The following is a 12,501-nucleotide window of genomic DNA, read 5'->3' as shown; positions in this document are numbered from 1 at the left end:
CCCAATTAATTTTCTGCTAGCCAGCTATCAACCCGGGAACGAACCTGTCCCACTTTGACGCCGTAAATAACCTGAACTTCATTTCGATTTCGTACTACGCCGTTTGCGCCGGTGCTTTTTAATATCGTATCGTCAACCAGACCCATATTATGAATAGCGACGCGCAGGCGGGTAAAACAGTTGTCGACGGAAATAATGTTCTCTTTACCACCCAGACCATTAATAATCTCGTTGGTCACCGACTGCGGTTCGCCCATTTTTTTTCGGTAATCAGCTTTGCTATATAACTTCACGTTTTCATCGTCTTCACGACCCGGCGTTTTAAGATTCAACTTAACGACCAGCGTGCGGAAGATAACGTAGTAAACGGCGAATTGACCAATCCCGATAAGCACGTAGCCGGGCCAGCGGGTCAGGGAGACCGGCAGCGGCAGGTTGTAAATCAGGAACTCAATCAGCCCGGAAGCGCCCCAGGGACGCACGGTAAAGATGTCGCAAATCGCCTGCGAGGCCGCGGTTAACGTGGCGTGGATCACCCACAGCAGCGGCGAAACGAACAGGAAGGTAAACTCAATCGGCTCGGTGATGCCGGTGAGCATAGAGGTGATAATGGCCGGTAGCAGAATCGCTTTGGCCATCATTTTTTTCTCCGGTTTCGCCGTGTGGTAGAACGCCAGCGAGGCGCCAGCCAGGCCAAAGATGGTGGTCATCCCCTGCTGCGAGAAACGCAGCGCCTCGTTCATCACCGGGGTTAAATCCGGGTGGCGCATATAGGCGAGGAAAATCGCCTGGGTGCCGGAGACGACCTGGCCGTCGACGTTCAGCGTACCGCCGATTTGCGTGAGCTGGAACGGCGACCAGACGAAGTGGTGCAGGCCGGTGGGGATGAGGAATTTTTCAAAGAAGCCGTAGACGAAGACCCCCGCCACGCCGGCGTTTTTCATAAAGCCGGTCAGCGCCGCGATGCCGTGGGTCATAAACGGCCAGATCCAGGTAAAGGCGATGGCGTAGAAAATGACGACCGGGGTCATCGCCACCAGCGTCAGCTTGGCTCCGCCGTACATGGAGAGCGCGCCGGGTAGTTCAATCGTCGACACTTTGTTATGCACCCAGGCGATGGTGCAGCCGAGAATAATCCCGAGGAAGACCCCCATATCGACTACCACAAACCCCAGCAGCTGAGTCTGCCCGGTACCGTAATATTCGCCGTTAATTTTTTCCGCGAGTCCGTGGGTATGCTCCAGCCACGAGTGGTTGGCGCCAAGAAACATGATAAAACACATCACCGACACCAGCGCCACTTCGGTTTTTTTATCTTTTGCCAGGCCATAGCTGATGCCGACGCAAAAAAGTAATCCCAGATTGCCGAATAAAGGCCAGAAAGTATCGCCGAGCAGCTGGCCGAGCTGGTGTAAAAAGCTGGTCTCCGAAATTAATGTTGGGTTGGTTAAGACTGAACTGAGTGCCAAAATTAAGCCGATGACCGGCAAGAACAATACTGCACCGATCATTGCTCTGGAGAATTTTTGCATATTCTCCAGAATACGTTGACGTATTACAGACATGGTCGTTCCTTTATTTTTGTATACCCGTCATACTTCAAGTTGCTTATGTGTTAGCTACGGATTACTCGGCCCATCCAAGGGCCTCGCCCTCACGGGCCGTCGCAAGCGACGTTCAAATCTGCTCCCGGCAGATTTGTCGCTCACCCCAGTCACATAGTTATCTATGCTCCTGGGGACTCACTCCCTTGCCGCCTTTAAGCAACTCGAATTATTTTGGGTATAGGTTCAGGGACTTTAATTATTTTTTTAACTTCCAGTATTTTTGTTATAGCAAGTCCGCTATTTGAAAGGAACAGGTTGCGGGAAATAGGTACAAACAGCCGCTTAATGGCAACAGGTTTCGCGAATGGAACAGGCCCCTCTCCCGTGGGGGGAGAGGGAGAGGAGAAGTCAGGGAGTCGTTGTCGCCGGCGCTGAAGGGGGCTGGGTGCTGGTGACCTCCCCGTTGCGCATCACCTGCGCCACCTGCTGTTTCTCCATATTTATCGCGCTCAGCTGGCCGTTGACGGTCGGCTTCAGCGGCGCATCCGCCAGCACGCTGCCGGTCGCCGTCAGCTGAAGGTTACCGTCGCCGGAAACCGGCAGCGCGGGCCATCCCCAGGCCTGCAAAATATTCAGCGGCACGCCGCGACCGTTGAGGCTCAGGTTGACCAGGCGCTGCGGGAGCTGCGACACCGCCGCGGTGGCTTGCAGGATCCCTCGCTCGGTAAAGGCGCTGAGCTCGTTAACGTTTACCGTTGAGGCATTGGCGCTCAGCTTCAGCGACGGGCGGCGGACATCAATACGATTAAAGGTCGCGGCGGCGGCGTTCAGCGTCGCGCTACCGCTCCACACGCCCCAGCTGCGGTTTTTCACCAGCTGCAGCTCGCCGCCGTAGCCGTCGAGCGCGGTGATTTGCCACGGGAACGCCGGTTCAATATCGATAATCAGGTTGCGGCTGGCGCTGAACTTTCTCAGCGTCAGGCTTTGCAGCCAGTCGGGCAGCGGCGCCATCCACAGCTGCTTCCAGTTGGTTGGCAGCGTATATTCCAGCCCGGCGAACGCCGCGTCATCCAGCACCAGCGCATGGCCGGCGCGCAGCCAGTTGCCGGACGTGCGCACCATGCCGCCCTCCCAGCGTGAGGTGAACTGGCGCAGCGCGATGCCCTGCGGCGAGAATCCGGCGTTAAGGATCGGGTCGAGGAAGTGCAGCGAGCCGTAAATAAACTCGTTGGCGTTCATCGACAGCGTACCCTCCTGGCTTTGCCAGTCGCCGCGGCTCAGGGTGAGGTTGCGCAGGTTAAGATCGAGGCCGGCGATCGCCCAGTCAGGCCCCTGCAGGCTGGCGTCGGTCACATCAAGGCGGCCAATCTGTAGTGACGGCAGGGTGGTCAGCGGCGCGAAAAAGTCGGCGAGTGATTTATCGCTTTGCAGGCGAATCTCGTTGAGCCGCAAATTATCGACCTGCCAGCCGCCGTCGGCGCTGCGTTTCGCCGTGCCGGTGAGCGTACCGCGGGCGACGTCCGCGCCAATGGTCGAGAGGGACACTTCGCCGTTATCAATATTCCCCTGAATCAGCACGTTGCTGGCTTCAATACCGTTGAGCGTCATCGACCCGGCGCTCATCTGAATCTGCGTTTTCTTGCCGAGCACGTTGCCCGCTTCCGGCGCCCACGGGCTGACGCCGCCGGTGACGCGCTGCGCGCTCAGATCCCAGTCGCTCTCCGGGCTGTTGAACGCCATATTGCGCAACTGGAGACGGTCGGCGGCGAATGGCAGCGCCGCGGAAGAAGGGGAGAAGTTCAGCGTGCCGTCGCTGAGGACGATTTCGTCAGCATGCAGCGGGTCGCTAAACTGGCGGCTGCTAAACCCGATATCCACCGTTTGCGCCACCAGCGTGGCGGGTTTGCCGTCGCGTCCGAGGGTGACGTTTTGCAGCTGCAGGTGCAGTGGCGAGGAGAAATTATGGTCCATCTTGTTGAAAGAGACCTTCCAGCCGGTACCGTCGCTTAGCCAGGCGCTGGCCTGGCGCCCGCCCCACTGGGTTTGCAGCAGGAAGTAAGCGGCAATAATCACCACCAGCAGGGCAATCAGCAGCCAGAGAATCAGCTTTCTGAGAAATTTCATGGTCTTCGATCCTGAGCGAGGCACATAAGGCTGTTATGCCCGAATTATGCGCAATCCTCAAGACAGGAATTGTGTAATGAGATGATGTGAGGTTGATGATGCTGACGCTCCGGCCAGCATCGCGTGGCCGGAGCGTCAGAGAGGATCAGTTTTTCTCTGGCGGGAAAATCAGATTCAGAATAATCGCCGTGATGCCGCCAGCAGCGATACCGGAGGAGAGCAGATTCTTCAGCCAGTCAGGGGCGAACTGCAGGATCAGCGGCTGCTGGGAAACGCCGAGGCCGACGGCCAGCGACAGGGCGATAATCAGGATCGCGCGGCGGTTCAGCGGCTCGCGGGAGACGATACGCACGCCGGAGGCGGCAATGGTGCCGAACATCACCAGCGTCGCGCCGCCGAGCACCGGCTCAGGAATATGCTGCACGAAGCCGCTTACCGCCGGGAACAGGCCGAGCACGATCAGCATCAGCGCGACCACGAAACCGACATAGCGGCTGGCGACGCCGGTCAGCTGTATCACGCCGTTGTTCTGGCCAAAGCAGGAGTTCGGAAAGGTGTTGAATACCGCCGAAACAAACGAGTTCAGACCGTTGGCCAGCACGCCGCCCTTCAGACGCTTCATATATAGCGGGCCGGAAACCGGCTGCTCGGAGACGTCAGAGGTGGCGGTAATATCGCCGATGGTTTCCAGCGAGGTAATCATAAACACCAGCATCAGCGGCAGCAGCAGATTCCAGTCGATGCCCAGCCCGTAGTACAGCGGCGTGGGTACCATAATCAGGCTGCTTTCCGTCGGCGCGGTATTGGCCGGCAGCATATCGAGTAGCCATGCCGCCAGGTAGCCGGCCGCCATCGCGATAACCAGCGAAGCGATGCGCAGGTACGGGTTGCGCTGGCGGTTAAGGATAATAATCAGCGCCAGCACGATCCCTGCCAGCAGCAGGTTTTTTGGCGCGCCGAAGGTGTGGTCGGCCATGGCGGCATAGCCGCCGCCGATGGAGGTCAGGCCAACCTGAATCAGCGACAGGCCGATAATCATCACCACCACGCCGGAAACCAGCGGGGTAATAATGCGGCGGGCGAGATGCAGAACGCGGGAGAGAACCATCTCTGTGCAGCTGGCCAGCATCAGGGTGCCGAACAGCGCGGCCATCATGGTCGGAACATCGGCGCCGCCGGTTTTCAAGGCGGTCCCGCCCATAATCAGCGGCGCGACGAAGTTAAAACTGGTGCCCTGAATCGAGAGCAGACCAGACCCCACCGGGCCCCAGGCTTTAATTTGAATGATGGAGGCCACGCCGGAGGCGAACAGGGACATGCTGATGATGTGTTGCGTATCCTGAGCCGGAAGGCCCAGAGCCTGACAAATTAACAGCGCCGGAGTGATGACCGCGACAAACATCGCCAGCAGGTGCTGGAAGGCGGCGAACAGGGTTTGCGGTAGCGGCGGGCGGTCTTCAAGGCGGTAGATTAATTCGCTGGTTTGCTTATGCGCAACCGGTTGCGCATTTTCTGATTCTGCGGTGTTAACGGACATCACAACAATCCCAAAGGTGGCAAAGCGGGGATTTTATCGGACTGTAGACCAAAAGCAAACGTTTGCCACTCTTTAGCGGCAAATATTTAAGCAGGGAATAAGTGTCAAAAATTTATTAACATTTTGTATGCTTGATCGCATCATTATCCCTACAAAATATCTTTTCCTGTCCTTTTTTCCGTACTTCTGCTTAAAATCCCTTCCCGATTACTCATGATGAGAAGCAATCGACACCGGGAATACCGTCGCGTGTGAATGGATCATGCGCCTATAAGGAGCTCTTTTTTATGTTTCATCTCGATACCTTATCGACGCTCGTTGCCGCAACACTCGTGTTGCTACTGGGTAGAAAACTCGTTCAAACCGTCCCTTTCCTGAAGAAATACACCATTCCTGAACCCGTTGCGGGCGGCCTGCTGGTCGCGCTGGCGCTGCTGGTATTAAAGAAAAGCATGGATATCGAAATCGATTTCGATATGAGCCTCAAAGATCCGCTGATGCTGGCTTTCTTTGCCACTATCGGCCTGAACGCCAACCTCGCCAGCCTGCGCTCCGGCGGCAAAGTGCTGGGGACGTTCCTGATTGTGGTGGTGGGGCTGCTGCTGCTGCAAAACGCGCTCGGAATCGGCATGGCGAAGCTGCTTGGCCTCGACCCGCTGATGGGGCTGCTGGCCGGTTCGATTACCCTTTCCGGCGGCCACGGTACCGGCGCGGCGTGGAGTAAATTGTTTGTTGAACGCTATGGCTTTGCCAACGCCACCGAAGTGGCCATGGCTTGCGCAACCTTCGGCCTCGTCCTGGGCGGCCTGATCGGCGGACCGGTGGCGCGCTATCTGGTTAAGCACTCTTCCTCCCCGGACGGTACGCCGGACGATCAGCTCGCGCCGACCGCGTTTGAAAAGCCGGATATGGGGCGCATGATCACGTCGCTGGTGCTGATTGAGAGCATCGCGCTGATCGCCATCTGTTTAACGGTAGGGAAGATCGTTGCGCAACTGCTGGCGGGAACCGTATTTGAACTGCCCACCTTCGTTTGCGTGCTGTTTATCGGCGTGATCCTGAGCAATAGCCTGTCGGCGCTGGGCCTGTACCGCGTGTTCGACCGCGCGGTGTCGGTGCTGGGTAACGTCAGCCTGTCGCTGTTCCTGGCGATGGCCCTGATGAGCCTGAAGCTGTGGGAGCTGGCGTCGCTGGCGCTGCCGATGATTATTATTCTGGCGGTTCAGGCAGTGGCTATGGCGCTGTATGCGGTGTTTGTAACCTACCGGATGATGGGAAAAAACTACGATGCCGCGGTGCTGGCAGCCGGCCACTGTGGTTTCGGCCTCGGCGCGACGCCGACGGCGATTGCCAACATGCAGGCGATTACCGACCGTTTCGGTCCGTCGCACATGGCGTTTCTGGTGGTGCCGATGGTGGGCGCGTTCTTTATCGATATCGTTAACGCGCTGGTGATTAAGCTCTATCTGCTGCTGCCGGTATTTGGCTGATAAAAACCCGGAGGCGGTGCGCTACGGGGTTGTGCGGTCTGCGGGCGATAGCCCGGGTAAGGCGTTTACGCCGCAACCCGGGGATACTCCGGGATTTATACATCGACGCGGTTTCCCCCCGGCTCGCGCTGCGCTTAGCCGGGCTACGGGGTTGTGCGGTCTGTGGGCTGTAGCCCGGGTAAGGCGTTTACGCCGCAACCCGGGGATACTCCGGGATTCATACATCGGCGCGGCTTCTCCCCGGCTCGCGCTGCGCTTAGCCGGGCTACGGGGTGTGCGGTCTGCGGGCTGTAGCCCGGGTAAGGCGTTTACGCCGCAACCCGGGGATACCCCGGGATTTATGCGTCGACGCGGCTTCTCCCCGGCTCGCGCCGCGCTTAGCCGGGCTACGGGGTTGTGCGGTCTGCGGGCGGTAGCCCGGCTAAGGCGTTTACGCCGCCAGCCGGGGATACTCAGGGATTCATGACTCGACGCGGCTTCTCCCCGGCTCGCGCTGCGCTTAGCCGGGCTACGGGGTTGTGCGGTCTGTGGGCTGTAGCCCGGCTAAGGCGTTTACGCCGCCAGCCGGGAATACCTCCCATCTTACGCTTCGTCGTGCTCTTCCCACGCCAGTGCGCGTTTTACCGCCTTCTTCCAGCCGCTGTAGCGATAGTTACGCTCGGTGGTTTCAATCCCCGGACGGAACTCGCGTTCGATGACCGCTTTCTCTTGCAGTTCATCCAGGTTTTGCCAGAAACCGACCGCCAGACCGGCCAGATAGGCTGCGCCCAGCGCGGTGACTTCGCGGACTTCCGGGCGTTCCACGCGGGTGCCGAGAATATCGGACTGGAACTGCATCAGGAAGTTGTTGGCGACCGCGCCGCCGTCAACGCGCAGGGCGTGGAGACGGATCCCGGAGTCAGCCTGCATCGCTTCCAGCACGTCGCGGGTCTGATAGGCAATCGACTCCAGGGTGGCGCGAATAATATGGTTGGAGTTCACGCCGCGGGTCAGGCCGAAGATCGCGCCGCGGGCATACGGGTCCCAGTACGGGGCGCCGAGTCCGGTAAAAGCCGGAACCACGTACACGCCGTTGGTATCCTTCACTTTGGTGGCGAAATATTCGGAATCGAACGCGTCGCTAATCAGCTTCATCTCATCGCGCAGCCACTGAATAGAGGCGCCCGCCATAAACACCGCGCCTTCCAGCGCATAGTTCACCTCACCGCGCGGGCCGCAGGCGATAGTCGTCAGCAGGCCGTGCGTTGACGTCACCGCTTTCTCGCCGGTATTCATCAGCATAAAGCAGCCGGTACCGTAGGTGTTTTTCGCCATCCCCTCTTTCACGCACAGCTGGCCGAACAGCGCCGCCTGCTGGTCGCCCGCGATGCCGGCGATCGGAATACGCGTCCCACCCTTACCGCCGATGTTGGTCTGGCCGTACACTTCGGAAGATTTGCGCACTTCCGGCAGCATGGCGCGCGGGATATCCAGCGCGTCGAGCATTTTGTCATCCCAGTCCAGTTCGTGGATATTAAACAGCATGGTACGCGAGGCGTTAGTGTAGTCGGTTACGTGAACGCGTCCCTGGGTCATTTTCCAGATAAGCCAGGTGTCTACGGTACCGAACAGCAGCTCGCCGCGTTTAGCGCGTTCGCGCGCGCCTTCGACGTGGTCGAGGATCCACTTCACTTTGGTGCCGGAGAAGTAGGGGTCAACCACCAGGCCGGTGGCCTTGCGGATGTACTCTTCCATGCCGTCGCGCTTGAGCTGTTCGCAGATCTCGGCGGTACGGCGGCACTGCCAGACGATGGCGTTATAAATCGGCTTTCCGGTTTCGCGCTCCCACACGATGGCGGTTTCACGCTGGTTGGTGATGCCGATCGCCGCGATTTCATCGGAGCTGATATCGGCTTTTGCCAGCACTTCAACCAGCGTAGAGCTTTGCGATGCCCAGATCTCCATCGGGTCGTGTTCAACCCAGCCTGGACGCGGATAAATTTGTTCGAATTCTCGCTGAGAAACGCTGACGATATTGGCATCGTGATCCATTACCACGGCGCGGGAGCTGGTGGTGCCCTGGTCGAGCGCTACGATATATTTTTTGTCGGTCATAATATGAGTCCCGTAGTCAGATTACAGCGAAGCTTTGTGTTGCGTCGTAGAGGGGGATGCGGCTTCTTTCTCTTCGACGACGCAGGTGTCGCAAGGCAGGTGGCGGCCAATCAGCTTGCGGTAGCAGAATGCGCCCAGCGCAGCACCGACGATTGGCGCACACAGCGGCACCAGGAAATAAGGAATATCTTTGCCGCCGGTGAAGGCGACGTTGCCCCAGCCTGCCAGCCAGGCGAAGGCTTTCGGTCCGATATCACGCGCCGGGTTCATGGCGAAGCCGGTCAGCGGGCCCATGGATGCGCCGATGACGGCGATCAGCAGACCAATCAGCAGCGGCGCCAGCGGGCCACGCGGCACGCCGTTACCATCGTCGGTCAGCGCCAGAATGACGCCCATCAGGATAGCGGTAATCACCATTTCTACCGCGAAGGCCTGCACAAAATTGATATGCGGATTCGGATAGGTGGAGAAAATGCCTGCCAGCTCGAGACTTTCGACGCTACCGCGCACCATATTGTGGGTATGTTCGAAATCGAAGAAAAGATTGTAATAAAGCCCGTAAACTAAAGCCGCAGCGCAAAAGGCGCCAGCGAATTGCGCAACGATAAAAGGAACAACTTTACGACCGTCAAAGCAGGCGAACAGCCACAGCGCGATGGTGACCGCCGGGTTAAGGTGCGCACCGGAAACCCCTGCGGTCAGGTAAATCGCCATGGCGACGCCCAGACCCCAGATGATGCTGATTTCCCACTGACCGAAGCTGGCTCCCGCGACCTTAAGCGCAGCGACGCACCCAACGCCGAAAAAGATCAACAACCCGGTACCGAGGAACTCTGCGATGCACTGGCCTTTTAGTGTTGATGTTTGGCTCATAATCGAATCCTGAAGCGTAGTGATGATTATTGTATGTGTGAAGGTCGCAGGCGACCACGCTGCCATGTAGGCATAGTGTTAATTTATCGTTAACGAACAAAAACGAGAAATATCGAAATTCAAATGTGTGTACCACGTCAAGAAAATGAGCGTTTTCGCGCCATAAACGCGTGTTCGGCCTTTTGCGGGAGCGTTTCACCGCACATTTTTTTACGTGTTGATTAACAATTACGAAAAAGTACCGGGTAAAAGCGGCGAACGGACCAGGTAAAGGCTGAAAAGTGTTGCAAACCGCAATCTACGCGGGTTGTCGCTGGACAGGGGAGGCGGGGCTTCATACAATCGACTACATCACCACTGTAGTGCGCTAATTTTCGTTAAGGCGTCAACGCGTATACGAAACGGACGGTTTCTATCAACGCCTTGCAAGTTCAGGAGAGGTATGACGATGTCATTAGAAGTGTTTGAGAAATTAGAATCTAAAGTTCAGCAGGCGATTGATACCATCACTCTGTTACAGATGGAAATCGAAGAGCTGAAAGAGAAGAACAACACGCTGGCGCAGGAAGTACAGAGCGCGCAGCACAGCCGTGAAGAGCTTGAGCGTGAAAACGGTCAGCTGAAAGAACAGCAGCAGGGCTGGCAGGATCGTCTGCAGGCGCTGCTGGGCCGCATGGAAGAAGTCTGATGCTTCCCGCCCCCTCCCGCTCGGGAGGGGGTAAACTCTCCCCCGCTCTATATACTCACAAGTTATAGCCAATCTTTTTTTATTCTTTAATCATCAGTCCGCTTTCTGGCACGCTTAATCCATCACAACACTACATAAAGAGAGCGGTGCGATGAATAAGTGGGGCGTGGGGTTAACTCTGTTGCTGGCATCCGCCAGCGTTCTGGCAAAAGACATTCAACTATTAAACGTTTCTTACGATCCAACGCGCGAGCTGTACGAACAGTACAACAAAGCCTTTAGCGCGCACTGGAAACAAGAAACCGGCGACAACGTGGTGATTCGTCAGTCCCACGGCGGCTCCGGCAAACAGGCGACCTCGGTGATCAACGGCATTGAAGCCGACGTGGTGACCCTTGCGCTGGCCTATGACGTCGATGCGATTGCCGAACGTGGCCGAATCGACAAAAACTGGCTGAAGCGTCTGCCGGATAACTCCGCGCCGTACACCTCCACCATCGTGTTCCTCGTACGCAAAGGCAACCCGAAGCAGATTCACGACTGGAACGACCTGATTAAACCGGGCGTGTCGGTGATTACCCCGAACCCGAAAAGCTCCGGCGGCGCGCGCTGGAACTATCTGGCGGCATGGGGCTATGCCCTGCACCAGAACAATGGCGACCAGGCGAAGGCGCAAGAGTTCGTAAAAGCGCTGTTTAAGAACGTCGAGGTGCTGGATTCCGGCGCCCGTGGTGCGACCAACACCTTCGTGGAACGTGGGATCGGCGATGTGCTGATTGCCTGGGAAAACGAAGCCCTGCTGGCGACCAACGAACTGGGTAAAGACAAATTTGAGATCGTGACCCCGAGCGAATCGATTCTCGCCGAGCCGACGGTTTCCGTGGTGGATAAAGTGGTCGACAAGAAGGGCACTCGCCAGGTGGCGGAAGCGTATCTGAAGTACCTCTACTCGCCGGAAGGCCAGGAGATTGCGGCGAAGAACTTCTATCGTCCGCGCGATCCTGAGATAGCGAAAAAATACGCGAATGAGTTCCCGAAACTGAAGCTGTTCACCATCGATGACGTGTTTGGCGGCTGGACGAAAGCGCAGAAAGAGCACTTTTCCAACGGCGGCACCTTCGACCAGATCAACCAGCGTTAAATAGCCTCTCCTTATCCCCGCTTGCGCTGCGCTTAGCGGGGATACAACTCTTGTCGCCCGGACAGGCGTAAGCCGCGACCCGGGGCTGAGAAGTCTGGTAGCGCCGCCTCCGGGAAAACACACCGAACCTCTTCCTGTTTTCATTTGGTCATCAAACTGCGTTACTCTTCCGTTTCTGGCTGAGACAGGAAAAAATAATGCGAAGAGTACGATACCTTTTATTAGCGCTGCTGGTGGTCGTTGTGGCGGCGATGGCCGGCGGCTACTACTGGCTTCATTCCGGCAACCCTGATGCGTTGCGCAAAATTGTTCTGCAACAGTGCGTCCCCAATCAACAGCAGCACCAGAATCCCGCGCCCTGTGCGGAAGTGAACCTCAAGGGCGGCTATGTGCTGTTTAAAGACCGCAATGGCCCGCTGCAGTATCTGCTGATGCCGACTTACCGTATTAACGGCACCGAAAGTCCGCTGCTGCTTAATCCCCTGACGCCGAACTTCTTCTGGCAGGCCTGGCAGGGGCGCGAAATCATGAGCCAGCATCGTGGTTCCGCCGTATCGGATGACGCGGTCTCCTTGACCATCAACTCGCGCAGCGGACGGACGCAAAATCATTTCCATATCCATATCTCCTGCCTGCGTCCCGATGTCCGTACTCAGCTGGACAAGGACGCGCCCGCTATCAGCAGCCGCTGGTTGCCGCTGCCCGGTGGACTACTGGGCCACGAATATCTGGCGCGTCGGGTCACCGAAACGGAGCTGGCGCAGCGCAGCCCGTTCCTGATGCTGGCCGAAGAGGTGCCGGAAGCGCGTGAACATATGGGCCGTTTTGCGCTGGCGATGGCAAAGCAGAGCGATGGCTCGCTGGTGCTGCTGGCGACCGAGCGTAACCTGCTAACGCTTAATCGCGCATCGGCGGAAGAGATTCAGGATCACAGCTGCGCAATCCTGCAATAACCCCACCATATCTGGCGTTTACCTGTCTTATCGTCCGTCGTATTCTTGCTGAAA

The 12,501-nt window shown here is 57.5% G+C and carries 9 protein-coding genes; 4 read left to right on the top strand and 5 right to left on the bottom strand.

What is annotated here, in order from left to right:
* Positions 1 to 5 precede the first annotated feature (5 nt).
* From BJF97_RS28255 to BJF97_RS28245, 3 genes are all read right to left on the bottom strand, one after another.
* Entirely contained in the window at positions 6 to 1,565 is a 1,560-nt protein-coding gene (locus tag BJF97_RS28255; protein WP_032695114.1) for a PTS transporter subunit EIIC, read from the bottom strand.
* A 390-nt stretch (positions 1,566 to 1,955) separates the two neighbouring features.
* Positions 1,956 to 3,671 (bottom strand): AsmA family protein, encoded by a 1,716-nt coding sequence (locus tag BJF97_RS28250; protein WP_014227263.1) that lies wholly within the window; start codon positions 3,669 to 3,671, stop codon positions 1,956 to 1,958.
* A 145-nt stretch (positions 3,672 to 3,816) separates the two neighbouring features.
* Positions 3,817 to 5,208: a nucleobase:cation symporter-2 family protein gene (locus BJF97_RS28245; protein WP_004855527.1), complete on the bottom strand. Its 1,392-nt coding sequence runs from the start codon at positions 5,206 to 5,208 to the stop codon at positions 3,817 to 3,819.
* Between the two features lie 287 nt (positions 5,209 to 5,495).
* On the opposite strand from BJF97_RS28245, the gene gltS reads away from it, so the two are divergent.
* Entirely contained in the window at positions 5,496 to 6,698 is a 1,203-nt protein-coding gene (gene gltS / locus BJF97_RS28240; RefSeq protein ID WP_014227262.1) for a sodium/glutamate symporter, read from the top strand.
* Positions 6,699 to 7,280: 582 nt separating this feature from the next.
* On the opposite strand, the gene glpK is transcribed toward gltS, so the two are convergent.
* Positions 7,281 to 8,792: a glycerol kinase GlpK gene (glpK, locus tag BJF97_RS28235; RefSeq protein WP_004126722.1), complete on the bottom strand. Its 1,512-nt coding sequence runs from the start codon at positions 8,790 to 8,792 to the stop codon at positions 7,281 to 7,283.
* 21 nt (positions 8,793 to 8,813) lie between these two features.
* Positions 8,814 to 9,665, bottom strand: coding sequence for an MIP/aquaporin family protein (locus tag BJF97_RS28230; protein WP_004855525.1), 852 nt, complete (start codon positions 9,663 to 9,665; stop codon positions 8,814 to 8,816).
* Between the two features lie 442 nt (positions 9,666 to 10,107).
* Here BJF97_RS28230 and zapB point away from each other — a divergent pair, with 442 nt between their 5' ends.
* The 3 genes from zapB (at position 10,108) to BJF97_RS28215 (ending at position 12,447) form a co-directional block, all read left to right on the top strand.
* Positions 10,108 to 10,353, top strand: a complete 246-nt coding sequence (gene zapB / locus BJF97_RS28225; RefSeq protein WP_009652751.1) for a septal ring assembly protein ZapB — start codon at positions 10,108 to 10,110, stop codon at positions 10,351 to 10,353.
* Positions 10,354 to 10,504: 151 nt separating this feature from the next.
* Complete coding sequence (locus tag BJF97_RS28220; protein WP_004126718.1) at positions 10,505 to 11,494, top strand: sulfate ABC transporter substrate-binding protein; 990 nt, start codon at positions 10,505 to 10,507, stop codon at positions 11,492 to 11,494.
* Positions 11,495 to 11,691: 197 nt separating this feature from the next.
* Complete coding sequence (locus BJF97_RS28215) at positions 11,692 to 12,447, top strand: CDP-diacylglycerol diphosphatase (RefSeq protein WP_009652756.1); 756 nt, start codon at positions 11,692 to 11,694, stop codon at positions 12,445 to 12,447.
* Positions 12,448 to 12,501 lie beyond the last annotated feature (54 nt).

Origin of the sequence: Klebsiella sp. LTGPAF-6F, assembly GCF_001753185.1 — a bacterium.
Classification (GTDB): Bacteria; Pseudomonadota; Gammaproteobacteria; order Enterobacterales; family Enterobacteriaceae; genus Klebsiella; species Klebsiella michiganensis.
This window is presented reverse-complemented; position numbering and strand designations above follow the sequence as displayed.